The sequence below is a fragment of the Ensifer sp. YR511 genome (assembly GCF_900103045.1).
GTDB classification, from domain to species: domain Bacteria; phylum Pseudomonadota; class Alphaproteobacteria; order Rhizobiales; family Rhizobiaceae; genus Ensifer; species Ensifer adhaerens.
In genome coordinates this window covers 345,649-368,920 of sequence record NZ_FNGR01000004.1, presented here as the reverse complement: position 1 = coordinate 368,920, position 23,272 = coordinate 345,649, and the positions used below count along the sequence as shown (strand labels likewise).

The 23,272-nt window shown below is 63.2% G+C and carries 22 protein-coding genes; 12 read left to right on the top strand and 10 right to left on the bottom strand.

What is annotated here, in order from left to right; translation table 11 throughout:
- Nucleotides 1-24 precede the first annotated feature (24 nt).
- On the bottom strand, nt 25-519 hold the full coding sequence (locus BLU15_RS11250) for a MerR family transcriptional regulator (RefSeq protein ID WP_051659627.1): 495 nt from the start codon (nt 517-519) through the stop codon (nt 25-27).
- Nucleotides 520-750: 231 nt separating this feature from the next.
- Between BLU15_RS11250 and BLU15_RS11245 the strand changes: the two genes are divergently transcribed.
- Complete coding sequence (locus tag BLU15_RS11245; RefSeq protein WP_244546729.1) at nt 751-1,542, top strand: APH(3') family aminoglycoside O-phosphotransferase; 792 nt, start codon at nt 751-753, stop codon at nt 1,540-1,542.
- 66 nt (nt 1,543-1,608) lie between these two features.
- On the opposite strand, the gene BLU15_RS11240 is transcribed toward BLU15_RS11245, so the two are convergent.
- Both BLU15_RS11240 and BLU15_RS11235 read right to left on the bottom strand, forming a co-directional pair.
- Complete coding sequence (locus BLU15_RS11240; protein WP_034802409.1) at nt 1,609-2,091, bottom strand: VOC family protein; 483 nt, start codon at nt 2,089-2,091, stop codon at nt 1,609-1,611.
- A 111-nt stretch (nt 2,092-2,202) separates the two neighbouring features.
- Nucleotides 2,203-2,637: an Lrp/AsnC family transcriptional regulator gene (locus BLU15_RS11235; RefSeq protein ID WP_034802411.1), complete on the bottom strand. Its 435-nt coding sequence runs from the start codon at nt 2,635-2,637 to the stop codon at nt 2,203-2,205.
- Between the two features lie 155 nt (nt 2,638-2,792).
- On the opposite strand from BLU15_RS11235, the gene rocF reads away from it, so the two are divergent.
- From rocF to BLU15_RS11215, 4 genes are all read left to right on the top strand, one after another.
- Nucleotides 2,793-3,716 carry an arginase gene (gene rocF / locus BLU15_RS11230; protein WP_060582860.1) on the top strand — a complete coding sequence of 308 codons (924 nt, stop codon included), beginning with the start codon at nt 2,793-2,795 and terminating at the stop codon, nt 3,714-3,716.
- A 137-nt stretch (nt 3,717-3,853) separates the two neighbouring features.
- Nucleotides 3,854-5,059 carry an ornithine--oxo-acid transaminase gene (rocD, locus tag BLU15_RS11225; RefSeq protein ID WP_090295376.1) on the top strand — a complete coding sequence of 402 codons (1,206 nt, stop codon included), beginning with the start codon at nt 3,854-3,856 and terminating at the stop codon, nt 5,057-5,059.
- Between the two features lie 285 nt (nt 5,060-5,344).
- Nucleotides 5,345-5,824, top strand: coding sequence for a chemotaxis protein CheW (locus BLU15_RS11220; RefSeq protein WP_034803080.1), 480 nt, complete (start codon nt 5,345-5,347; stop codon nt 5,822-5,824).
- A gap of 421 nt (nt 5,825-6,245) precedes the next feature.
- Nucleotides 6,246-8,030, top strand: a complete 1,785-nt coding sequence (locus tag BLU15_RS11215) for a methyl-accepting chemotaxis protein (RefSeq protein ID WP_090295374.1) — start codon at nt 6,246-6,248, stop codon at nt 8,028-8,030.
- A gap of 144 nt (nt 8,031-8,174) precedes the next feature.
- On the opposite strand, the gene BLU15_RS11210 is transcribed toward BLU15_RS11215, so the two are convergent.
- The 7 genes from BLU15_RS11210 to BLU15_RS11180 all read right to left on the bottom strand — a co-directional run bounded on the left by BLU15_RS11210 (nt 8,175) and on the right by BLU15_RS11180 (nt 16,225).
- Complete coding sequence (locus BLU15_RS11210) at nt 8,175-8,408, bottom strand: formate dehydrogenase subunit delta (RefSeq protein ID WP_034802422.1); 234 nt, start codon at nt 8,406-8,408, stop codon at nt 8,175-8,177.
- Entirely contained in the window at nt 8,398-9,237 is an 840-nt protein-coding gene (gene fdhD / locus BLU15_RS11205; protein WP_090295371.1) for a formate dehydrogenase accessory sulfurtransferase FdhD, read from the bottom strand. The genes BLU15_RS11210 and fdhD overlap by 11 nt, the downstream gene beginning before the upstream one ends.
- A 21-nt stretch (nt 9,238-9,258) precedes the next feature.
- Nucleotides 9,259-12,138 (bottom strand): formate dehydrogenase subunit alpha, encoded by a 2,880-nt coding sequence (fdhF, locus tag BLU15_RS11200; RefSeq protein WP_034802427.1) that lies wholly within the window; start codon nt 12,136-12,138, stop codon nt 9,259-9,261.
- A gap of 10 nt (nt 12,139-12,148) precedes the next feature.
- A complete protein-coding gene (locus BLU15_RS11195; protein ID WP_090295368.1) occupies nt 12,149-13,705 on the bottom strand; it encodes a formate dehydrogenase beta subunit in 1,557 nt (518 codons plus the stop codon).
- Nucleotides 13,702-14,181 (bottom strand): formate dehydrogenase subunit gamma, encoded by a 480-nt coding sequence (locus BLU15_RS11190; RefSeq protein ID WP_060586415.1) that lies wholly within the window; start codon nt 14,179-14,181, stop codon nt 13,702-13,704. The genes BLU15_RS11195 and BLU15_RS11190 overlap by 4 nt, the downstream gene beginning before the upstream one ends.
- Before the next feature lie 176 nt (nt 14,182-14,357).
- Nucleotides 14,358-15,254: a LysR family transcriptional regulator gene (locus BLU15_RS11185; RefSeq protein ID WP_060521374.1), complete on the bottom strand. Its 897-nt coding sequence runs from the start codon at nt 15,252-15,254 to the stop codon at nt 14,358-14,360.
- Between the two features lie 203 nt (nt 15,255-15,457).
- Nucleotides 15,458-16,225: an SDR family NAD(P)-dependent oxidoreductase gene (locus BLU15_RS11180; RefSeq protein ID WP_090295366.1), complete on the bottom strand. Its 768-nt coding sequence runs from the start codon at nt 16,223-16,225 to the stop codon at nt 15,458-15,460.
- Nucleotides 16,226-16,397: 172 nt separating this feature from the next.
- Between BLU15_RS11180 and BLU15_RS11175 the strand changes: the two genes are divergently transcribed.
- The 7 genes from BLU15_RS11175 to BLU15_RS11145 all read left to right on the top strand — a co-directional run bounded on the left by BLU15_RS11175 (nt 16,398) and on the right by BLU15_RS11145 (nt 23,236).
- Nucleotides 16,398-17,162 (top strand): DeoR/GlpR family DNA-binding transcription regulator, encoded by a 765-nt coding sequence (locus BLU15_RS11175; RefSeq protein WP_043619091.1) that lies wholly within the window; start codon nt 16,398-16,400, stop codon nt 17,160-17,162.
- A 131-nt stretch (nt 17,163-17,293) separates the two neighbouring features.
- Nucleotides 17,294-18,811, top strand: coding sequence for a glycerol-3-phosphate dehydrogenase (gene glpD / locus BLU15_RS11170; protein WP_090295363.1), 1,518 nt, complete (start codon nt 17,294-17,296; stop codon nt 18,809-18,811).
- 130 nt (nt 18,812-18,941) lie between these two features.
- Nucleotides 18,942-20,012, top strand: a complete 1,071-nt coding sequence (locus tag BLU15_RS11165; protein ID WP_090295360.1) for an ABC transporter ATP-binding protein — start codon at nt 18,942-18,944, stop codon at nt 20,010-20,012.
- 21 nt (nt 20,013-20,033) lie between these two features.
- Nucleotides 20,034-21,104 carry an ABC transporter ATP-binding protein gene (locus BLU15_RS11160; RefSeq protein WP_034802449.1) on the top strand — a complete coding sequence of 357 codons (1,071 nt, stop codon included), beginning with the start codon at nt 20,034-20,036 and terminating at the stop codon, nt 21,102-21,104.
- Between the two features lie 2 nt (nt 21,105-21,106).
- Complete coding sequence (locus BLU15_RS11155) at nt 21,107-21,973, top strand: carbohydrate ABC transporter permease (RefSeq protein WP_034802451.1); 867 nt, start codon at nt 21,107-21,109, stop codon at nt 21,971-21,973.
- A gap of 22 nt (nt 21,974-21,995) precedes the next feature.
- Nucleotides 21,996-22,814: a carbohydrate ABC transporter permease gene (locus tag BLU15_RS11150; RefSeq protein ID WP_090295357.1), complete on the top strand. Its 819-nt coding sequence runs from the start codon at nt 21,996-21,998 to the stop codon at nt 22,812-22,814.
- Nucleotides 22,814-23,236 carry a DUF2160 domain-containing protein gene (locus tag BLU15_RS11145; protein ID WP_034802456.1) on the top strand — a complete coding sequence of 141 codons (423 nt, stop codon included), beginning with the start codon at nt 22,814-22,816 and terminating at the stop codon, nt 23,234-23,236. Before BLU15_RS11150 ends, BLU15_RS11145 begins: the two co-directional genes overlap by 1 nt.
- Nucleotides 23,237-23,272 lie beyond the last annotated feature (36 nt).

Below are 23,272 nucleotides of genomic sequence, written 5' to 3'. Positions count from 1 at the left end.
CGCGCTGCCCTTCTTGCGCCTGTTTCAGGCCCAGCCATTCTCGGGGACGAAGGAGACCTCGCGGCGTGGGCGCGTCAGCTCGTAGCGGTTCCATGCGACGGCGTCAGGCGACAGGCCGGTCATCTCGGTTTTTCGGGCGAGCATGAGGAGTTCGTCGATCGACAGGGCATCGCCGCGCTCGATCTTCTGGAGCGCCGCATCGATCAAGGACAGGCTGTGTTCGACACGGTCGCGCAGGTCCAAGAACGCCGATTGCTGGACGGCTAGCGTTTGTCCGAGGGCCGGCGCAGTACCGGCGAGCATTTCGGTAATCCGGGTGAGGCTAAGGCCAAGCCGCCTCAAAGCCATGATTTCGGTCAGCCGCGCGATTTCGACCGCACCATAGAGCCGCCACTTCTTCTCCGTCCGCCGCGGCGTGATCAGGCCGCGGTCCTCATAGACCTTGAGAGCGCGGATGGTAAGGCCAAGACGGTCGGCGCATTCGGCCGCCGACAGCAGTTCATTGTGGTTCACGCCCATGAGCACCTCTTCGAAACACTTCTAAAAAGGTGACTTTGCGGTCGAGCCGAGCGGGCTTTGCGAAGCTTTGATGGAGATTTGGCGAAGACGCACCGTGAAAGGCGATTTACCGGCACGCGCCGTCAAAACTTGCGGGACCGCTCCGTGGAAATGCCACTTTGCCAAACCTACATCGGCATCCAGGCGCGACCGCGCGCCCCGTTGTTTCATTCCTTTTTTCAGGTGATTGCCTTGCCCTCTTCTTTTCCGCGTCCCGAACTGCCCGAACCATTCCGCCCTCTTGTCGCTGGCTATCAGTGGAACCGTGATCTGCTCGGGCAATCCGACTCGAGCATCTTTCTTCTGAAGGCGCCCGATCGACCCATGCTGGTGCTGAAGCTCGAGGAAGCCGGCCCGTTCAGCGAGTTCGTCGACGAGGCGGCGCGGCTTGATTGGCTGGCATCAAAGGACTTGCCCTGCCCGCGGGTGATCGCTCGTGCCTTCGGCGCGGAGACGAACTGGCTGCTGCTGCAAGCAGTGCAAGGGACGGACCTCGCCTCCACGACGCTCTCGCCCAAGGACCAGATCGTCATCCTCGCGGACGCGCTGAAGCAACTGCATGCGCTGGATATCGCCAACTGCCCCTTCGATCACCGGATCGAAGAGCGCATCGCCATCGCGAAGGCGCGCACCCAGGCAGGCGTGATCGATGAAAGCGACTTTGACGAGACGCGGCTCGGCCGAACGGCGGCGGATCTCTTTGCCGAACTGCAGGCGCACGTGCCCCAACCCGGTGAACTCGTCGTCACCCATGGCGACGCCTGCCTGCCGAACATCATCGAGAAGAACGGCCGGTTTTCCGGCTTCATCGATTGCAGCCGGCTGGGCGTCGCCGACCCCTACCAGGACATCGCTCTTGCCTGCCGCAGCATCGTCCACAATCTCGGCGAGGAGTGGGTTCAGCCGTTTCTGACCCGCTATGGCCTCGACAAGGACGATTCGGAGAAACGTGACTTCTACTGCCTGCTCGACGAGTTCTTCTGATCGTCAGGCAGCAGGCATAAAATCCACCCAGAGCACATGCCCGGGTAGCGAAAGGCCCGCAACGTCTCAGGCGGCGTTGCGGGCCTCGATGCTCAGATCGACGACGTCGGCATCTTCCATAGCGTTGAACAACGCCCAGATGTGGCCGAAGGGGTCGATGAAGGCGCCGACGCGATCGCCCGTCGACAAGGTTTCGGCCGCATTGCGAAGGCTTGCGCCTGCGCCGATCGCTCGGCCGATGACGCGATCGACGTCGCGCACATGCAGCTCCAGGATCACCGCCGTGGTGCCGAGCGCATGCGGCGAGCGCGGCCCGCCAAGCTTGGGTTCCGCATCGCGGCGCGGATTGGCCCCGGCAATACGGAACACCGATTCCCCGATCCTCAGATCCGCACTCGTCAGAATGCCGCTCGGCCATTCATGCCTTTGCAGCAGTTCGGCGCCGAGTGCTTCGCGATAGAAGGCGATGGCGCGATCCTCGTCGCCATGCCTGACGAACAGCTTCACACAGATCTGCCGATCGGCAAGCCTGCCGCCATTGGCAACCATGACATCCTCCATCTTGGGTGAGGCGGCCATCATAGCGAAATACGAGAACAAATCAAGAACAATTCGACTCTGAGAGGCATTTTCCTCACCGCTTCGGGCGGCCAGAAATGCTCAGAACGCGCCGGTCATCTTGCTGGTTTTCAACAGGATATTCGTCTCCGTAACGGTGATGCCGTCGATCAGGCGGATGCGCCGCAGCGTTTCGTCGAAAGAGACGAGATCGCGGTCCTGAAGCTCGGCGATGAAGTCCCAGCGGCCATTGGTGCTGTGCAGCGCCCGCACCTGCGGCAGTCCGCGCAATTGCTCGGCGACACGATCGGCCATCTTGCCGTGCACCTCGATCATGACCACGGCGCGCACCCCGGAGGTCGGGATTTCGGCACCGGTGCGGATGGTGAAGGCAGCGATCGTACCATTGGCGACCAGCCTGTCGATACGGGCCGCCACCGTCGCCCGCGACACGCCCGTCATTTCCGATAGCGTCGAAACGGGAATGCGCGCATTCTGGCGCAGAGCGCTTATCAGCGCCTGGTCGAGATCATCCATAGTCTGCCACTTTGTAAAATCGGACTTAGCAATCTGTCGAAACTAGCTCACTAATCGGCAGTTTTCCATCTTTTTGCTGACGCCCATTTTGGCCATAATCCACACATCCCGGACGGGATCACATGGGAATTATCTTGAAAAGGAATCGGGCGGACATGACGACCATCACGCTGATCGGCGCACCCATCGAGGAAGGTTCTGGACGACGCGGCGCGGCCATGGGCCCGACGGCTCTGCGCATCGCCGGCATCGATACGGTGCTGCGCGATCTCGGCCATACGGTTCACGACGAAGGCGACGTCAAGCCGCTGCCGGCGCGCGATCTCGCCAACCATCCCGGCGCCAACAACCTGCAGATCGTCGCAGCCTTCGCCCGCGCCCTGCATGATTCCGTGCACGACACCGTGCGCAAGGGCCATTTCCCGATCATTCTGGGTGGCGACCATGCGCTTTCGATGGGCAGCGTCTCCGGCATGGCGCGCTATGCCGCAGACGTCGGCCGGCCGCTGTTCGTGCTCTGGCTCGACGCCCATGCCGACTTCAACTCGCCGTCGACCTCGCCCTCCGGCAACATGCACGGCATGCCGGTCGCCTTCTTCTGCGGCCAGGCCGAATTCGCCCCGATCCTGCCGTCCGACCGTCCTCTCGTCGATCCGAAGAAGGTCTTCCAGGTCGGTATCCGCTCGGTCGACGACCGCGAGCGCGAAGAGATCACAGAACATGGCGTGCGCGTCTTCGACATGCGCGCCGTCGACGAACTCGGCATGGCTCACATCATGCGCCAGATCCTCGAAGAGGTCCGCGCCGCCAATGGCCTGCTGCATGTCAGCCTCGATGTCGATTTCATGGATCCGGAACTGGCGCCCGGCGTCGGCACCACCGTTCCGGGCGGCGCCACCTTCCGCGAGGCGCACCTGATCATGGAAGTGCTCTGGGAAAGCGGGCTCGTTTCCTCGCTCGACGTCGTCGAGCTCAACCCCTTCCTCGACGATCGCGGCAAGAGCGCGCGCATCCTGGTCGAACTGACGGCGAGCCTCTTCGGCCGCCGCGTCCTCGACCGGCCGACCCGCAGCGCCTAGATCACGGAGATCTTGGGTCGACTGGATCCAAGATCATAAGCGTGAACGGCTCTCATAAGTCTAAGCGGGATGCAGGCGGAAAACCGCGCACACTTTTCCTCATCCCGCTCAGACAAAGAAACACCGGAGGACGATATATGAACACGACGGCTGCCCTGATCGAAACCGAATACCGGCTTGGCGCCCATAACTACAAGCCGCTCGACGTGGTGCTTTCGCGCGGCGAAGGTGTCTATGTCTGGGATATGGAAGGCAACCGCTACCTCGACTGTCTCTCGGCCTATTCTGCCGTGAACCAGGGCCATTGCCACCCGAAGATCCTGAAGGCGATGATGGAGCAGGCGCAGAAGCTGACGCTGACCTCCCGCGCCTTCCGCAACGATCAGCTGGCGCATTTCTACGAAGAGATCGCTGCGCTGACCGGCTCGCACAAGGTGCTGCCGATGAACTCTGGCGCCGAAGCCGTCGAGACCGCCGTCAAGGCCGTGCGCAAGTGGGGCTACGAGGTCAAGGGCGTGGCCGAGAACAAGGCCGAGATCATCGTCTGCTCCAACAACTTCCACGGCCGCACCATGGGCATCGTCGGTTTCTCGACCGATCCGGATGCCCGCACCGGCTTCGGCCCGTTTGCGCCGGGCTTCAAGGTCGTACCCTTCGGTGACATCGACGCCTTCCGTGCGGCGATCAACGAAAACACGGTCGCCTTCCTGGTCGAGCCGATCCAGGGCGAAGCCGGTGTCATCGTCCCGCCGGTCGGCTACTTCACGACGGTGCGCGAGCTCTGCACCAAGCACGGCATCACGCTGATCCTCGACGAGATCCAGACCGGGCTTGGCCGCACCGGCAAGCTGCTTGCCGAAGAGCATGAGGCGATCGAAGCCGACGTGACACTGATCGGCAAGGCTCTGTCCGGCGGCTTTTATCCGGTCTCGGCGGTGCTTTCGAATTCCGAAGTGCTCGGCGTCTTGAAGCCCGGCCAGCACGGCTCGACCTTCGGCGGCAACCCGCTTGCCTGCGCCATTGCCCGCGCGGCGCTGAAGGCGCTGACCGAGGAAGGCATGATCGAGAACTCGGCAAAGATGGGCGAGCGCTTCCAGAAGGGCCTCACCGACATCCGTTCCAACATCATCAAGGACGTGCGCGGTCGCGGCCTGATGCTGGCGGTGGAACTGGTGCCGGAAGCCGGCGGCGCGCGCAAGTATTGCGAAGCGCTGAAGCAGCTCGGCATCCTTGCCAAGGACACCCACGGCGACACGATCCGCATCGCGCCGCCGCTCGTCATCACCGCCGAGCAGGTGGATTGGGCGGTCGAACAATTTGCCAGGGTTCTCGCCTCCGCTTGATCGCAAATCGCTTCCGCCCCGGGGTCACGCCCGGGGCGAGATCTTCGTAAGCACTTGCAAAAGCAAGTCTTAACGAATCCCGGCCTATAGTCCTTTCCCAAAGCGCAAAGCGGTTCCTCCGCGCATGATGCAGCTGCGCCCTGCCGGATGTGATCGGCGGACTGGAAGGATCTCTCCTTTACGGATCATTGACCGCGCCTGATGCGCCGTCAGCCATGCGGAGAGATCTGGAGTTTGGCGGTGTCGCGCCCAGAGGCGTCGACCGGAAAGCTGGAAGGACCTTCGATGACAAGCACACTCAGGACGGCCGGGTTCGACGGCGAGACGCTGGAAATCATTGCGTTCCGCCTCCACGATCAGGAATTCTGCGTCAAGACGACGACGATCCGTGAAATCCGCGGCTGGGCGCCCTCGACGCCTATCCCGCATTCGCCGCCGGAAGTGATCGGCGTCATGAACCTGCGCGGCACGGTGATCCCGATCATCGACCTCGCCCACAAGCTCGGCATGAAATCGACCACCGCCAACGAGCGCAGCGCCATCGTCGTCGCCGAAGTGCACAACATGGTCATCGGCCTCGTCGTCGACCGCGTGTCGGATATCCTCACGGTCCAGGGCAGCCAGGTGCAGCCGGTGCCGGAAGTGACCGCCTCCTTCGACAAAAGCTTCGCCGAAGGCATCATCGCCAACGAAACCGGCATGATCTGCTTCCTGAACCTTGCCCGCATGTTCAAGGAACGCGAGGTCGAGGAACTGGCCGCCTAAAGCAACAGCTCAGCGATATTCAAGGCCGTCCGACGTCTCGTCGGGCGGCTTTTTTGTTGGTTATTTGCTCAGCCGGAGGGCAATACTTTAGAAAAACAGGAGAAACTAATTCAACTAAAATTGGGATCTACGAGTTCTTACAACTGAAATTTGATAGTTGCTATTTTAACACCTGCTTAATAGTCCTATCACTAACCTAGATTGCATAAACACGGCGCCTGGGCATGAAGCCCGCCAGTTCGAACTCCCCTCACGAAGCACTAAATCGCTGACCCGGTGGGCCGGCGCGGGACGACCAGACATGTTTCGGCAGGCCGGCATTTGTCTTAGTCCGGGAGTTTGCGCCGCTTCGGCTCCGCAAACCCTGTCAAAGAAGGCACGAAGCCCCCGGCTTGAGCCAACAAACGAGAAGAGGGTTACAATGTTCGCTCTCGGAAAAATTGCAGACGCGAACCAGATCATCGCCGCGCTATCGAAGTCGCAGGCTATCATCCAGTTCGACCTGACCGGCAAGATCCTGACCGCCAATGAGAATTTCTGCCAGGCACTCGGTTACAACCTCAGCGAAATCGTCGGGCAGCACCACCGCATGTTCTGCCCCGCCGACTACGCCCAGACGCAGGAATACCGCGACTTCTGGGCCCGGCTCGGCCGCGGCGAATTCGACGCCAATGCCTACAAGCGTGTCGCCAAGGGCGGCCGCGAAATCTGGATCCAGGCGACTTACAACCCGGTGCTTCGGGGCGGCAAGCCCTACAAGGTGGTCAAGTTCGCAAACGACATTACTGCCGCCAAGGCAAGGGCCACGGAAGATGCCGGCAAGCTCGACGCGATCTCCCGCTCCCAGGCTGTAATCGAATTCACCCCATCGGGCGAGATCCTGACCGCCAACGAAAACTTCTGCGCCGCGCTCGGCTACAGCCTCCAGGAAATCCAGGGCAAGCACCACAGCATGTTCTGCGAGCCCAACTATGCCCGCACCGCCGAATATGCCGACTTCTGGAAGCGGCTCGCCGCCGGCGAGTTTTTCTCCAACGAGTTCGTGCGCTACGGCAAGGGTGGCAAGGAGATCTGGATCCAGGCGGCCTATAACCCGATCCGCGACTTCAGCGGCAAGGTCTACAAGGTCGTCAAGTTCGCGACCGATGTCAGCGAGCGCATGAGCGCCATCAACAGCCTCGGCGCGGGCCTGCGGGCGCTCGCCGAAGGCGATCTGACGCGCAACCTCGACACGCCCTTCGTACCAAGCATGGAAGCGGTGCGGATCGACTTCAACGATGCCACCGCAAAGCTGCGCGGGGCGATGCGAACCGTCGGCGACAATGCCAGCGCGATCGCCTCCGGCGCCCGCGAGATCCGGGCTGCCGCCGACGACCTGTCGAAGCGCACCGAGCAACAGGCCGCTTCCGTGGAAGAGACCGCCGCAGCGCTCGACGAGATCACCACGACCGTCTCGGACTCCAGCCGCCGCGCCGAGGAGGCCGGAGGCCTGGTCGGCAAGACCAAGGCCGGTGCCGAACGCTCCGGCAATGTGGTCAAGAGCGCGATCGGCGCCATGGACCAGATCGAACAGTCGTCACGCGAAATCTCCAACATCATCGGCGTGATCGACGACATCGCCTTCCAGACGAACCTTTTGGCGCTGAACGCCGGCGTCGAGGCGGCGCGCGCCGGTGAAGCCGGCAAGGGCTTCGCCGTCGTCGCCCAGGAAGTGCGTGAGCTGGCCCAACGCTCCGCCAGTGCCGCCAAGGACATCAAGTCGCTGATCGGCACCTCGACCGAACACGTCAAGAACGGCGTGTCGCTGGTCGGCCAGACCGGGGCGGCGCTTGAGGAAATCCTCGTCCAGGTCCAGGAGATCAACGCCAACGTCTCGGCGATCGTGGAGGCGGCACGGGAACAGTCGACCGGCCTCAAGGAGATCAACCAGGCGGTCAACTCGATGGACCAGGCGACCCAGCAGAACGCCGCGATGGTCGAGGAAAGCACGGCCGCAAGCCACGCCATGGCCCGCGAGGCCGAAGCCCTGCACGAACTGCTCCGCCAGTTCCGCTACGGCGAGCAGGCCCAGGTCGTCGACGCGAACCGCCACCTCGAAGATCGCGCGCAGCCATCACGCCTGCATGCCACCGCCCGCGCCATGCGCGGCGGACAACGAACAAGCCTCGCCGCGGCACCGGCTGCGGATGGCTGGCAGAATTTCTGAGCGCACATCCCTGCACCCCGCGCTCGGGAATGGGGAAGGCGGCGACCGGTAGCCGCCTTCCCTTAAATCTTTTCAGGAGAGTGCCCGCTTAGGAAAACACTCTCGATGAGCGCGCAGAAAGCGCTGGCGGGTAAGGAATGCAGGCTAGGCCGCTTCCGGACGTTTGATCTTTGCGGCCGCCTCCAGCACCAGCGGCGTCAGCCCCTCGCCGCCATTGTCGATATGCTCGAACAATTTGCGCCGCATGCGCGGCTCCCAGTACTTGTTGATATGGGTGGCAACGCCCTGCGCCGCCTCGCTCTCAGGCTGGCTCTTGAAGAAGGTGGCGATCTGGTTCGCCATATAGATCAGCTTGGCGTTGGTATTGTCATGCGACATCGACGGCAGCTCCGGACTTGATACGTTCGGCATGGGTGAAAATCTCGAATTCGTCGCCGCGCACGAGCGCAATCAGCGTCATGCACGCAGCTTCCGCCGTGCGGATGGCAAGCGCCGTCGGCGCCGAAATGGCGATGATCACAGGGCTGCCGACGACCGCCGTCTTCTGCACCATCTCGACGGACACCCGACTGGTGACGACCACGGCGCCCTCGCTGCCCTTGAAGCCGGCGCGTGCGGCGGCACCCACCAGCTTGTCGAGCGCATTGTGGCGGCCGACATCCTCACGCACCGCGATCAGCCCTCGGCCCGGCACATAGAAGGCGGCACCGTGCACGGCGCGCGTTTCGAAATGCAGCGGCTGCTGGCCATTGAGCAGCGCTACGGCCGAAACCACGTCCTCCTGCGACAACGTCAGTCTCGAACGGGAAACGTCCGGCGTCGGCCGTACCGCCTGCTCGATCGATTCGATGCCGCAAAGGCCGCAACCGACCGGCCCCGCCATGTGCCGTCGGCGTTGACGCAGCATGTCGTTCTCTTCGTCCTGAAGCACGATCTGCAAGTCGATGCCGAGATTGCCGGCGACCGTCTCGGAGACGACCTCGACCGTTTCGATCTGGCCGGGATCGGTAATGATGCCTTCGGTCAGGCTGAAGCCGACGGCGAAATCCTCGAGATCACCGGGCGTGGCCATCATCACCGCATGGGTCGAACCACCATAGCTGAAGGCGACCGGCGTCTCCTCCGGCACGGCGCGCGCACCGTCCCGAAGCGCGCCGTTGCGGCGGGCAGCCTCGGGAACGGTCTTGGATGTCCTAAACGTCGCCATGATCGGTCGCAGCGAAAGGCATTACTCCGCCGCCTCCAGCTTGCCGGAAATCCGGCGCGACTGGCGGGCCTGCTCGTCATAGTCGACCTGCCAGTCCGACGGGCCGTTCGACGGCATCACTTGCACCGCCGTCACCTTGTATTCCGGGCAGTTGGTGGCCCAGTCGGAGAAGTCGGTGGTGATGACGTTTGCCTGCGTCGTCGGGTGGTGGAAGGTGGTGTAGACGACGCCGGGCGCGACGCGATCGGTGATCAGCGAACGCAGGGTCGTCTCGCCGGCGCGGCTTGCGAGCCGGATCCAGTCGCCATCACGGATGCCGCGCTGCTCGGCGTCGTGCGGGTGGATCTCCAGCCGGTCTTCCGCATGCCAGACGACGTTGTCGGTGCGTCGCGTCTGGGCGCCGACATTGTACTGGCTAAGGATGCGGCCGGTCGTCAAAAGCAGCGGGAAGCGCGGGCCCGTGCGTTCATCCGTCGCCACATATTCGGTGCGGATGAACTTGCCTTTGCCACGCACGAAACCGTCGATATGCATGATCGGCGAACCCTCGGGATGCGCCTCGTTGCAGGGCCACTGCACCGAGCCCATCTTTTCGAGATAATCGTAGGAAACCAGCGCGAAGCTCGGCGTCGTCGCGGCGATCTCGTCCATGATCTCGGACGGATGGCGGTAGTTCCAGTTGAGGCCCATGGCCTGGGCGAGCTTCTGCGTGACCTCCCAGTCGGCATAACCGTTCTTCGGCGTCATCACCTTGCGCACGCGGTTAATGCGGCGCTCGGCATTGGTGAAGGTGCCGTCTTTTTCGAGGAAGGTCGAACCGGGCAGGAAGACGTGTGCGTAGTTGGCCGTTTCGTTCAGGAACAGGTCGTGCACGACGACGCATTCCATCGCGGCGAGGCCGGCTGCCACATGCTTGGTGTCCGGGTCGGACTGCAGGATGTCCTCGCCCTGGATGTAGAGCGCCTTGAAGGTGCCGTCGACCGCGGCATCGAGCATGTTGGGGATGCGCAGGCCCGGCTCGTTGGAGATCTCGACGCCCCAGAGCTTCTCGAAGGTCTCGCGGGTGGCATCGTCGGAGATGTGACGGTAGCCCGGCAGCTCGTGCGGGAACGAACCCATGTCGCAGGAACCCTGCACGTTGTTCTGGCCGCGCAACGGGTTCACGCCGACGCCCGGCCGGCCGATATTGCCGGTGACCATGGCGAGGTTGGCGATCGCCATGACCGTCGTCGATCCCTGGCTGTGCTCGGTGACGCCGAGACCGTAATAGATCGCGCCGTTGCCGCCGGTGGCATAGAGCCTGGCCGCGCCCCGCACGAGATCGGCCGGCACGCCGGTATAGGCTTCGGTCGCCTCCGGGCTATGGTAGGGCTCGGCCACGAAGGCGGCCCAATCCTCGTACTCCGACCAGTCGCAGCGCTCGCGGATGAACTGTTCGTTGGCGAGGCCTTCGGTGACGATCACATGGGCGATCGAGGTCAGGATCGCGACGTTGGTGCCGGGCTGCAGCGGCAGGTGATAGGCGGCCTCCACGTGCGGCGAGCGCACGATGTCGGTGCGGCGCGGATCGATGACGATCAGCTTGGCGCCTTCGCGCAGCCGCTTCTTCAGTCGCGAACCGAAGACCGGATGGCCGTCGGTCGGGTTGGCGCCGATGATGACGGCGACGTCGGTGAACTCGACACTGTCGAAGTTCTGCGTACCGGCCGAGGTGCCGAAGGCCTGGCCGAGGCCGTAGCCGGTCGGCGAATGGCAGACGCGGGCGCAGGTATCGACATTGTTGTTGCCGAAGCCGGCGCGCACCAGCTTCTGCACCAGATAGGTCTCTTCATTGGTGCAGCGCGACGAGGTGATGCCGCCGACGGAATCGCGGCCGTACTGATACTGGATCCGCCGGAACTCGGAGGCCACATGCGCGTAAGCCTCCTCCCAGGTGACCTCGCGCCAGGGATCGGAGATCTTCTCGCGGATCATCGGGTTGAGGATGCGGTCCTTGTGGTTGGAATAGCCGTAAGCGAAGCGGCCCTTGACGCAGGAATGGCCGCGGTTGGCCTGGCCATCCTTCCACGGCACCATACGCACCAGTTCCTCGCCGCGCATTTCCGCCTTGAACGAGCAGCCGACGCCGCAATAGGCGCAGGTCGTCACTTCGGAATGTTCGGGCTGGCCGATCTCGATCACCGACTTTTCGATGAGCGTCGCCGTCGGGCAGGCCTGGACGCAGGCGCCGCAGGAGACGCATTCCGACGACATGAAGTCTTCCGCCATCCCGGCCGAAACGCGGCTGTCGAAACCGCGGCCGCCGATCGTCAGCGCGAAGGTGCCCTGCACTTCCTCGCAGGCGCGCACACAGCGCGAGCAGACGATGCATTTGGCCGGATCGTAGGTGAAATAGGGATTGGACTCGTCCTTCGGCATCCACTTGGCGTTGATCTCGCCATTGTTGCGCGCCGTGACGTGGTTCTCGCCCTCATAGCCGTAGCGCACGTCGCGCAGGCCGACTGCGCCGGCCATGTCCTGCAGCTCGCAATCGCCATTGGCAGCACAGGTCAGACAGTCGAGAGGGTGGTCGGAAATGTAGAGCTCCATCACCCCGCGGCGCACGTCCTTCAGCCGCGGCGTCTGGGTGGAGACCTCGATACCGGCTGCAACCGGCGTAGTGCAGGAGGCCGGCATGCCGGCGCGTCCCTTGATCTCGACGAGACAGAGCCGGCAGGAGCCGAAGGCATCCATCATGTCGGAAGCGCAGAGCTTCGGCACTTCTATGCCGGCATCCATCGCCGCGCGCATGATCGAAGTGCCCTCGGGCACGGTGACCTCGCGTCCGTCGATCGTCAGCGTCACCAGTTTTTCGGACTTGGAGGCCGGAGTGCCGTAGTCGATTTCATGAATGAGAGACATGGTCTTTTCCTCACTCCGCCGCTTGAACGCGCGGTGCCGGCTGAAAATCATCCGGGAAATGGGTCATGGCGCTCATGACCGGATAGGGCGTGAAGCCGCTAAGGGCGCAGAGCGAACCGAACTTCATCGTGTTGCAAAGATCGGCGAGCAGTTCGCGGTTCTTCTCCGGCTCGATGCCAGCGGCGATCCTGTCGGTCACCTCGACACCGCGCGTCGAACCGATGCGGCAGGGCGTGCACTTGCCGCAGCTTTCTACCGCGCAGAATTCCATCGCAAAGCGCGCCTGGTGCAGCATGTCGACGGTGTCGTCGAAGACGACGATGCCGGCATGGCCGATCAGACCGTCACGCGCGGCAAAGGCTTCGTAGTCGAACGGCGTATCGAACAGGGCACGGGGAAAATAGGCGCCGAGCGGACCGCCGACCTGCACGGCCTTGACCGGCCGGCCACTCGCCGTGCCGCCGCCGATGTGATCGATGATCTCGCCGAGCGCCAGGCCGAAGGCGGTTTCGTAGAGACCGGCATGCTTGACGTTGCCGGCGATCTGGATCGGGATCGTGCCGCGCGACCGGCCCATGCCGAAGTCGCGGTAATAGGCGGCGCCCTTGTCCATGATGATGGGGACGGAGGCGAGCGAGATCACGTTGTTGATCACGGTCGGACAGTCGAAGAGGCCCTTGTGCGCGGGAAGCGGCGGCTTGGCCCGCACGATGCCGCGTTTGCCTTCGAGGCTATTGAGCAGCGCCGTTTCCTCGCCGCAGACATAGGCACCTGCGCCCTCGCGCACTTCCATATCGAAGGCCCGACCGGAACCGAGCACCGAGGTGCCGAGCACGCCGGCCTTGCGGGCGATCTCGATCGCCTCAGCCATCGCCGCGATCGCATGCGGGTATTCGGAGCGGGTGTAAATGAAGCCCTTGGTCGCGCCGGTCGCGATGCCGGCGATCGCCATGCCCTCGATCAGCACGAAGGGATCGCCTTCCATGATCATCCGGTCGGCAAAGGTGCCGCTATCGCCCTCGTCGGCGTTGCAGACGATGTACTTCCGATCACCCGCCGCATCGAGAACGGTCTTCCACTTGATGCCGGTCGGAAAGCCTGCGCCGCCACGGCCGCGAAGGCCGCTTTCGGTCACCTGCGCGACAATGTCCTGCGGCGCCATGGCAATGGCATTGCGCAGACCGGCGAGTCCGCCATGGGCCTGGTAATCGTCGAGCGAAAGCGGATCGATGATACCGCAGCGGGCAAAGGTCAGCCGCGTCTGCTGCTTCAGGAAGGGGATCTCCTCGGTCTTCCCGAGACAGAGTGCATGATCGCCGCCGTCGAGCAGGGCGGCATCGAGCAGCGAGGAAACGTCACGTGCCTTGACCGGGCCATAGGCAACACGGCCGTCAGCCGTTTCCACCTCGATCAGCGGCTCCAGCCAATGCATGCCGCGCGAACCGTTGCGCACAATCGTGGCGTCGAGGCCGCGTGCGCCGATCGCCTCGGCCATTGCCTTGGCTACCTTGTCGGCGCCGAGCGCCACGGCCGCGGCGTCCCGCGGAATGTAGATCTTTGCGGTCATCGACGCGCCTCCTGAACGAGCGCTTCGAGATCGGCGGCATCGACCCGGGCATGCACTTCTCCGTCCAGCATGGCGGAGGGTGCGCAGGAACAGAGCCCGAGACAGTAGACCGGCTCCAGCGTCACCGCGCCATCCGGGGTCGTCTGGTGAAAATCGATGCCGAGCAGCCGCTTCGCGCGCTCGGCCAGCTGGTCGCCGCCCATCGACTGACAGGCTTCGGCGCGACAGAGCTTCAGCACGTGGCGCCCGGCGGGGTGCTCGCGGAAATCATGGTAGAAGCTCATCACCCCATAGACTTCGGCGCGCGAGAGGTTGAGTTCGCGGGCAATCACCGGAAGACATTCCTGCGGCACATAGCCGAACTCTTCCTGCAGCTCGTGCAGGATCGGCAGCAAGGGGCCTTCCAGCCGCTTCAGCTCCTCGACGATGGCGAGCGTGGTTTCCGCGATATCGGCGCGCGGCTGATGGATGTTCAACGGGAGCCCTCCCGGCTCGTGGGCGAGGCGGCAGCACCCGAAACGGACGACCGGCCCAGCCGACATTTCACTTCTGGCGAAGGCCGTTCCTCGGCGGTCTCCGGCCATGATCAAAAAGCTTCGCGCTTATGGCCGCATGGGTCAATAAGGCTGTTCCGTCGATCGATAGAAAAAATCTATTGAGCCTGATTCCGCTCGCCGAGAATGCGTGCTTCGTGAAGCAAGGCCGACACCAGCGGCGTAAACGGCTCACGATGCGTCGCAACCAGGCCGACCGTGTGACGGGCGTCCGGATCGACGATCGGGATCATCCGGATATCTTCGTGAAAACCGAATGATTTCGCGACGTTGAATGGCATGATGCTGGCCCAGCGGCCGGTGCGCACATGCGAAAAAAGCACGATCATCGAGTTCGATTCGAGCGTCGGTTTGGCGACGGCACCGGCCTCCGAAAAATGCTGGTTGATGATGCGGCGGTTCTGCATATCGGCCGTCAATAGACAAAGCCGAACGTCGCTAACCTCTTTCCACGTCACGCTTTCCCGCTCCGAAAGCGGTGTTCCGGCGGCGGTGACGAGGTGATAGCGCTCGACCTGGAGCGGAACGCTCGTCACCCGGCCGAGCGGCTCGTTCTCCAGATAGGTGAGCCCCGCATCGATCTCGAGATTTTCGAGCAGCGCCAGGATCTGCACCGATGTCGTCGAGAGCACGGAAAAGGTGACATCAGGGTGCTTTTCCTGGAACGGCGCGGTGATCATCGGCACCATGGCAAGTGTCGTCGGCACCGCGGCCAGCCGGATATGGCCGGAAAGACCCTTGCGCGCCGCCCGCATCTCCTCACGCATGGTGCGGGTATCGCCGACGATGCGCCGCGCCCATTCGAGTACGCGCTGGCCCTCGGGCGTCAGGCCCTGAAAGCGCGACCCGCGGCTGACGAGCATGACGCCGAGCTGATCCTCAAGCTGGCGGATGGCCGCCGACAGCGTCGGTTGCGTCACCCCACACTCCTCCGCCGCGCGACCAAAATGCCTTTCGCGGGCGAGAACGAGGAACATTTCCAGCTTGTCGATCATGTCCGGCCTTCAGTTGTTGTGGCTCTGCCCCTCACCCTAACCCTCTCCCGCTTGCGGGACGTGGCGCTTCGCGAGGTCGCCCCTTCATGATGCAGGCCCCGAATGGAATGGGGACGCGAGCGGGCGCCGCAGCCTTCCTTCTCCCCGCAAGCGAGGAGAAGGTGCCGGTAGGCGGATGAGGGGCAGCCGACTTCATCTACCGCTCAAACGATCAGCTGCCCGCCATTCACCTCCAGCACCTGCCCGGTGATGTAACCCGACAGCACATGCGAGGCGAGGAAGAGATAGGCGGGCGCGCAGTCTTCCGCCGTCCCGAGCCGACCAAGCGGAATGGTCTTGCGGGTCGCCTCCAGCTTCTCCGGCGATGAGTAGCGCTCGTGGAATTCGGTGGTGATCGTCCCCGGCGAAACGCAGTTGACCCGGATGCCCTCGGGCGCGAGTTCCCGCGCCAAGGCCTTGGAATAGGTGGAAACGAACGCCTTCGTCGCCGAATAGATCGACGACCCGGCGCTGCCGCCGGTAACCGCAGAGATCGAGACGGTGTTGACGATCGCCGGATGCGTACCCTTGCGCAACAGCGGCAGCATCGCCCGCGTCATCTCGACGACCGCGGTCTGGTTGAGCTGGACGACGGTCTGATACTGCTCGTCGGACAGCTCCGCCGCCGGGAAGCGGCCGACCATCGTGCCGGCATTGTTGATGAGGATATCGATGCTCTGGAAGCGGCTGCGCACCACGTCGGCCAGCCCCTCGACACCATCCGGCGCGAGAAAGTCCGCCGTCGCCACATAGGCCCGGCCTTCCGTCGCCGCAGATTCGAGAAAATCGGGCAGGTCGCCGATCGACCGGCCGGCATGGACGAGTACATGCGCGCCACAATCCAGGAACTGCCGGGCAACCTCGAGCCCGATGCCGCGCCCGGCACCGGTGATCACGACGGTCATGCCCTTGAACAAGGCCGGATGAAACATGTCTTTCCCCTCTTCACTCCTAAGGCAGGGTCGCCTATCGCCGTAGCGAATGCAACGCGCGCCGACACCCTGGACCCGCTGCGAAAGCAATTTCGCCGCAAACGCCGATTCTGAAATTGCGCGGCTTTCGTTTTTGCATATTATGAAACAAAACGAAAATGGGGAGGATGGAATGTATTTGACCGGTCGGCAGGAGGAGATCCTGGAACTGGCAAAAAGCGAGGGCCGGGTACTGGTCGAGGAGCTGGCGCAGCGCTTTTCCGTCACGCCGCAAACCATCCGAAAGGACCTGAACGACCTCTGCGACGCCAAGATCCTGAACCGCATTCATGGCGGCGCGATCTTCCCGAGCGGCAAGGAAAACGTCAAATACGACGCCCGCCGCCAGATCGCGGCACTTGAGAAACAGGCGATCGGCAAGGCCGCCGCCGAACTCATCCCCGACAACGCGTCGCTGTTCATCAATATCGGCACCACCACCGAAGCTGTGGGCGAGGCCCTGCTCGACCACAAGGAACTGATGGTCATCACCAACAACATCAATGTCGCCAATCGCTTACGCGTTTTCCCCTCGATCGAGGTGGTGATCACCGGCGGCGTCGTGCGCGGCTCGGACGGCGGCATCGTCGGCGAGGCCGCCGTCGATTTCATCAAGCAGTTCAAGGTCGACTTCGCCGTCATCGGCGCCTCGGCGATCGACCATGACGGCGCGCTGCTGGATTTCGATTTTCGCGAAGTGAAAGTCGCCCAGGCGATCATCGCCAATGCGCGCCATGTCATTCTGGTTTCCGACTCGACCAAATTCGAAAGAACCGCGCCTGTTCGCATCGGCCATATATCGCAGGTCCAGACCTTCATCACCGACCGCTGCACGCTCGAAAACGTCAGGAAAATCTGTGTTGAACAGGACGTTCGCCTGATCGAAACCGACGCCTGAAACGGGAGATTTAGCCACCCCTAAAGATTCGGGGAGCATTCGTTTGACATTCGATATGTTTTCGTTTTAACTGATTTCACTTTCGCTGATGCATCAATTTGTGCATCGCGAAATGTGGAGGGGAAACAGCAGTGTCAGAGCAGGCAATCTACGACGTCTTCGTCATCGGCGGCGGCATCAACGGATGCGGCATCGCGCGCGACGCGGTCGGCCGTGGGTACTCGGTCGCCTTGGCCGAAATGAACGATTTCGCTTCCGGCACGTCCTCCGGCTCCACCAAGCTCATTCACGGCGGCCTGCGCTACCTCGAACATTACGAATTCCGCCTCGTGCGCGAAGCGCTGATGGAGCGCGAAGTGCTGTGGGCGATGGCGCCGCACGTCATCTGGCCGATGCGCTTCGTGCTGCCCTATCACAAGGGCGGCCTGCGCCCGGCCTGGCTCATCCGCCTCGGCCTCTTCCTTTACGACCATATCGGCGGCCGCAAGCTGCTGCCGGCAACGGCGACGCTGGACATGAACCGCGATCCCGCCGGCAAACCGCTGAAGCGCCTGTTCAACAAGGCCTTCGAATATTCCGACGGCTGGGTCAACGACGCCCGCCTCGTGGTCTTGAATGCCCGCGACGCTGCCGACCGCGGCGCCGTCATCATGGCCCGTACCCGCGTCGTCGCTGGACGTCGCGACGGTGGGCTCTGGGCCATCGAAACCGAGAACCAGGCAACCGGCGAACGCAAGACGCTCAAGGCCCGCATGCTCATCAATGCCGCCGGCCCCTGGGTCGACGCGGTTCTCTCGGGCGCGCTCGGCAAGAACGACGTGCACAATGTCCGCCTCGTTCAGGGCAGCCACATCGTCGTGAAGAAGAAGTTCGACGATCCGCGCGCCTATTTCTTCCAGAACCCGGATGGCCGCATCATGTTCGCCATCCCTTACGAAGAAGACTTCACGCTGATCGGTACCACCGACCGCGACTACACCGGTAATCCGGGCGAGGTGCGCATCAGCGACGCGGAGGTCGACTATCTCTGCCGGGCAGCAAGCGAGTATTTCCTTGAGCCGGTGGAAAAGGACGACATCGTCTGGACCTATTCGGCCGTTCGCCCGCTTTACGACGACGGCGCCAGCAAGGCGCAGGAAGCGACGCGCGACTACGTGCTGCGGGTCGAGGGTGACAAGGGTGCGGCACCGCTGCTCAACGTCTTCGGCGGCAAGCTCACGACCTATCGCCGCCTCGGCGAATCCGCGCTGGAAAAGATCGGCGAGGCGATCGGCGTCAAGGGTTCGAAATGGACCGCCGGCTCCAGGCTTCCGGGCGGCGATTTTCCCGCCCAGGGTTATGCCGACGAAGTCGCAAGACTGCGGAAGCAATATCCCTTCCTTGCGCCCCAGCATGCGCGTCGCCTCGTGCGCCTCTATGGCACGCGCGCCGCAGCACTTCTGGGTTCGGCGTCGAACGAGGCCGGTCTCGGCCACCATTTCGGCGCCGATCTCTACGAGGCCGAGGTCAAGTGGCTGATGACGCAGGAATGGGCGCGGCACGCCGAGGACGTGCTGTGGCGGCGCACGAAACTGGGATTGAAGCTGACGCCGGGCGAGGCGGCAGCGCTGGAGGAATACATGCGAGGCGCGGCCAACGCAGCCGCCTGACAACGCTCGCATTCAATGCATTTCCAACACGGGCGCGCGCGCCCGGAAATGCAGAAAACCGATGAGATAGAGCGTTTCCGCGCTGGGGTGGAAAACGCTCGGACTGCCGACAGGCTGGGTGGAGAATTCAATGCTTGAAATGAAGAAGATATCCAAGGTCGTAGGCGGGGAGACGCATATCTACCCGACCGACCTGGTGCTGGAGAGGGGGTCGCTGAACGTTCTGCTCGGCCCGACCCTTTCCGGCAAGACGTCGCTGATGCGGCTGATGGCCGGTCTCGACAAGCCCGCCTCCGGTTCGCTCCTTTTCGACGGCGCCGACGTCACCGGCCTGCCGGTGCAGAAGCGTTCGGTCGCCATGGTCTACCAGCAGTTCATCAACTATCCGGCGATGACCGTTTACGAAAATATCGCCTCACCGATGCGCATCAGCGGCGCCGACACCGCCACCATCGACCGCGAGGTGCGCAAGGCGGCCGATCTGCTGAAGCTGACGCCTTATCTCGACCGCACGCCCTTGAACCTCTCGGGTGGCCAGCAGCAGCGCACGGCACTTGCCCGCGCCATCGTCAAGAACGCCGATCTGGTGCTGCTCGACGAACCGCTCGCCAACCTCGACTACAAGCTGCGCGAGGAACTGCGCGAGGAACTGCCGAAGATCTTCGCCGCCTCCGGCGCCATCTTCGTCTATGCGACGACCGAGCCTTCAGAAGCGCTGCTGCTCGGCGGCAACACCGCAGCCCTCAGCCAGGGCCGCATCACCCAGTTCGACAAGACAATCGACGTCTATCGCCGCCCGGTCGACCTGATCACCGCCCGCACCTTCGCCGATCCGCCGCTGAACTGCATCGAGCTGGTCAAAGCGGGTTCGGCCTTCACGCTCGACGGCAAGTCTGTGCTCACCGTCCCGGCACATCTGGCTGGCATTGGCGAAGGTCCCTGCACCGTCGCCTTCCAGCCGCATCACCTGTCGTTTGACCGCCCGCAGGGCGGCGGCGATGCGCTGACGGTGAAGACGGCGATCTCCGAAATTGCCGGCTCCGAAAGCTTCATTCACGTCGGTTTTGCCAATGCGCGCTGGGTGATGCTGGCGCCGGGCATTCACGACATCGAACCCGACGCGACCCTCGAGGTCTTCGTCGATACCCGCCATCTCATGGCCTTCGGGCCGGACGGACGCGCCATCGGCGGCACGGCCTAAAGGAGGCGCTGGGAGGAAAACATGGCACGCATCAATCTCAACCATATCCGCCACGCCTATGGCGCCAAGCCGAAGTCGGAAAACGACTACGCGCTGAAGGAAGTGCACCACGAGTGGAACGACGGCGGCGCCTATGCGCTGCTCGGGCCCTCCGGCTGCGGCAAGACCACGCTGCTCAACATTATCTCTGGCCTGATCAACCCGTCCGAAGGCGAGATCCTCTTCGACGGCAAGGACGTGACGCATCTGTCGACCCAGGAACGCAACATCGCCCAGGTGTTCCAGTTCCCGGTCATCTACGACACGATGACGGTTTACGATAATCTGGCCTTCCCCTTGCGCAACCGGCATGTGCCGGAGGCCGAGGTCGACCGCCGCGTCAAGGAAACGATCGAGATGATCGGCCTTGGCGGCTGGGCGAAGAAGACGGCTCGGGGCCTCACCGCCGACCAGAAGCAGAAGATCTCGCTCGGCCGCGGCCTCGTGCGCAACGACGTCAGCGCGATCCTCTTCGACGAACCGCTGACGGTCATCGATCCGGAAATGAAGTGGGTGCTGCGCTCACAGATCAAGCGCCTGCACAAGCAGTTCGGCTTCACCATGGTCTACGTCACCCACGACCAGACCGAGGCGCTGACCTTCGCCGACAAGGTCGTCGTCATGTATGACGGCCAGATCGTGCAGATCGGCACGCCGGCGGAACTCTTCGAGCGCCCGCGCCACACCTTTGTCGGCTACTTCATCGGCTCGCCGGGCATGAACGTGCTGCCGGTCAAGCTCGACGGCGGCACCGCGACGATCGGCGGCGAGCAGTTGGGCCTCACCTTCCAGCCCAAGGTCAAGGCCGGCGCCAAGACCGAGCTCGGCATCCGCCCGGAATTCGTCTCGCTCGGTCGCGAAGGCATGCCGGTCGCGATCACCAAGGTCGAGGATATCGGCCGCCACAAGATCGTGCGCGCCCGTTTTGCCGACCAGCCGATCTCGATCATCGTCGACGAGGACGGCGAGATCCCCGCCGAGCCGCGCGTCACCTTCGACCCGAAAGCCATCAATATCTACGCCGATTCCTGGCGCGTCGGCGAGGAGGCCTGACCATGGAGAAAACCTGGAACAACAAGGCCTGGTTCATGGTGCTGCCGGTCCTCGTGCTGGTCGCCTTCTCGGCCGTCATCCCGCTGATGACCGTCGTCAACTATTCGGTCCAGGACACCTTCGGCAACAACCAGTTCTTCTGGGCCGGCACCGACTGGTACGTGCAGGTGCTGACGTCGGACCGCTTCTGGGACGCGCTCAGCCGCAACCTGATCTTCTCGGCGATCATCCTGGCAATCGAAATCCCGCTCGGCATCATCATCGCGCTCAACATGCCGAAGAAGGGTCTCGGCGTACCGGTCTGCCTGGTCCTGATGGCGCTGCCGCTCTTGATCCCGTGGAACGTCGTCGGCACCATCTGGCAGGTCTTCGGCCGCGTCGACATCGGCCTGCTCGGCCGCACGCTCGAAGCGATCGGCATCAACTACAATTACGTGCAGAACCCCGTTGCCGCCTGGGTCACGCTGATCGTCATGGACGTCTGGCACTGGACGAGCCTCGTCGTCCTGCTCTGCTATGCCGGTCTCGTCTCGATCCCCGACGCCTATTACCAGGCGGCCAAGATCGACGGCGCCTCGCGCTGGTCGGTGTTCCGCTACATCCAGCTGCCGAAGATGAAGCGCGTGCTTTTGATCGCCTTCCTGCTGCGGTTCATGGATAGTTTCATGATCTACACCGAGCCCTTCGTCGTCACCGGCGGCGGTCCCGGCAACTCGACAACCTTCCTGTCCATCGACCTCGTCAAGACGGCCATCGGCCAGTTCGACCTCGGTCCTGCGGCAGCGCTATCGATCATCTACTTCCTCATCATCCTGCTGCTCTCGTGGATCTTCTACACCGTGATGACCACGAGCGACGCGCAGGGCTGACAAAGGCGGGAGGAGAAACAAAATGCAAAAACAACTACTTACCGAACGCCTCTCCTGGCTGGTGCCGACGGTCTACATCGTCTTCCTGCTCCTGCCGATCTATTGGCTCGTCAACATGAGCTTCAAGGAAACGAGCGAGATCCTGAGCACCTTCTCGCTCTGGCCGGTCAATCCGACGCTCCGGAACTACCAGGTGATCTTCACCGATCCCTCCTGGTACAACGGCTACATCAACTCGATCATCTACGTCGTCATGAACACGGTGATCTCGGTGACGGCAGCGCTGCCGGCGGCCTACGCCTTCTCGCGCTACCGCTTCCTCGGCGACAAGCACCTGTTCTTCTGGCTCTTGACCAACCGCATGGCGCCGCCGGCCGTCTTCGCGCTGCCCTTCTTCCAGCTCTATTCGGCCTTCGGCCTGATCGACACGCACATCGCGGTTGCCCTTGCGCACTGCCTGTTCAACGTGCCGCTCGCGGTCTGGATCCTGGAAGGCTTCATGTCGGGCGTGCCGAAGGAGATCGACGAGACCGCCTATATCGACGGTTACTCGTTCCCGCGCTTCTTCGTGAAGATCTTCATGCCGCTGATCGCCTCGGGCATCGGTGTCGCTGCGTTCTTCTGCTTCATGTTCTCCTGGGTCGAACTGCTGCTTGCCCGCACGCTGACGACCACGGACGCCAAGCCGATCGCCGCCACCATGACCCGCACGGTCTCCGCCTCCGGTCTCGACTGGGGCGTGCTGGCGGCCGCCGGCGTGCTCACCATCATTCCGGGCGCACTCGTGATCTATTTCGTTCGCAACTACATCGCCAAGGGCTTTGCCCTGGGGAGGGTATGATGACCGCTCAACCCGTTCGCAACGCTCGCTGGCAACTGCCGTTTGCCGCCGTTCTCGTCGTCTACGCCGCCGTTGCCGGGCTGCTCTTCAGCATGCTGCCCATCAAGGACGGCGCGCGCGACTGGTTCGCGCCGCTTATCCCCGGTGGCTGGATGGCCTGGTCGTTTCCGTCGGCCATGTTCTTCCTGACGATCTTCGCACTGCTGTCGATGATGGCGGTCTGGGAATATGCCTCGCCCGGTGGCAACCCGCGCGTCGGCATCCTGCGCTTCGAGACGACACGGGGCGATCGCCTCTTCGTGTCACTGCTCGGCAGCGCCTTCATTCACCTCGCATGGCTCGGCTTCGTCGGCGGGCAGAACCTGTGGTGGGCGCTCGCGCTCTCCCTGGTCTATGCCGTCGGCGTCTTCCGCTACGTCTGAGGCGAACCGATTTGAGGGGCCGCCAGACGGGCGGCC

What these genes read in the sequence shown, in the direction of transcription:
- BLU15_RS11195 (WP_090295368.1), bottom strand. Translation starts at nt 13,705, where the DNA reads ATGACCGCAAAGATCTACATTCCGCGGGACGCCGCGGCCGTGGCGCTC.
- BLU15_RS11210 (WP_034802422.1), bottom strand. Translation starts at nt 8,408, where the DNA reads ATGTCGCATGACAATACCAACGCCAAGCTGATCTATATGGCGAACCAG.
- BLU15_RS11165 (WP_090295360.1), top strand. Translation starts at nt 18,942, where the DNA reads ATGCTTGAAATGAAGAAGATATCCAAGGTCGTAGGCGGGGAGACGCAT.
- BLU15_RS11215 (WP_090295374.1), top strand. Translation starts at nt 6,246, where the DNA reads ATGTTCGCTCTCGGAAAAATTGCAGACGCGAACCAGATCATCGCCGCG.
- BLU15_RS11185 (WP_060521374.1), bottom strand. Translation starts at nt 15,254, where the DNA reads ATGATCGACAAGCTGGAAATGTTCCTCGTTCTCGCCCGCGAAAGGCAT.
- BLU15_RS11250 (WP_051659627.1), bottom strand. Translation starts at nt 519, where the DNA reads ATGGGCGTGAACCACAATGAACTGCTGTCGGCGGCCGAATGCGCCGAC.
- BLU15_RS11240 (WP_034802409.1), bottom strand. Translation starts at nt 2,091, where the DNA reads ATGGTTGCCAATGGCGGCAGGCTTGCCGATCGGCAGATCTGTGTGAAG.
- BLU15_RS11235 (WP_034802411.1), bottom strand. Translation starts at nt 2,637, where the DNA reads ATGGATGATCTCGACCAGGCGCTGATAAGCGCTCTGCGCCAGAATGCG.
- BLU15_RS11220 (WP_034803080.1), top strand. Translation starts at nt 5,345, where the DNA reads ATGACAAGCACACTCAGGACGGCCGGGTTCGACGGCGAGACGCTGGAA.
- BLU15_RS11160 (WP_034802449.1), top strand. Translation starts at nt 20,034, where the DNA reads ATGGCACGCATCAATCTCAACCATATCCGCCACGCCTATGGCGCCAAG.
- rocD (WP_090295376.1), top strand. Translation starts at nt 3,854, where the DNA reads ATGAACACGACGGCTGCCCTGATCGAAACCGAATACCGGCTTGGCGCC.
- fdhF (WP_034802427.1), bottom strand. Translation starts at nt 12,138, where the DNA reads ATGTCTCTCATTCATGAAATCGACTACGGCACTCCGGCCTCCAAGTCC.
- fdhD (WP_090295371.1), bottom strand. Translation starts at nt 9,237, where the DNA reads ATGGCGACGTTTAGGACATCCAAGACCGTTCCCGAGGCTGCCCGCCGC.
- BLU15_RS11155 (WP_034802451.1), top strand. Translation starts at nt 21,107, where the DNA reads ATGGAGAAAACCTGGAACAACAAGGCCTGGTTCATGGTGCTGCCGGTC.
- BLU15_RS11150 (WP_090295357.1), top strand. Translation starts at nt 21,996, where the DNA reads ATGCAAAAACAACTACTTACCGAACGCCTCTCCTGGCTGGTGCCGACG.
- BLU15_RS11175 (WP_043619091.1), top strand. Translation starts at nt 16,398, where the DNA reads ATGTATTTGACCGGTCGGCAGGAGGAGATCCTGGAACTGGCAAAAAGC.
- BLU15_RS11145 (WP_034802456.1), top strand. Translation starts at nt 22,814, where the DNA reads ATGACCGCTCAACCCGTTCGCAACGCTCGCTGGCAACTGCCGTTTGCC.
- BLU15_RS11180 (WP_090295366.1), bottom strand. Translation starts at nt 16,225, where the DNA reads ATGTTTCATCCGGCCTTGTTCAAGGGCATGACCGTCGTGATCACCGGT.
- rocF (WP_060582860.1), top strand. Translation starts at nt 2,793, where the DNA reads ATGACGACCATCACGCTGATCGGCGCACCCATCGAGGAAGGTTCTGGA.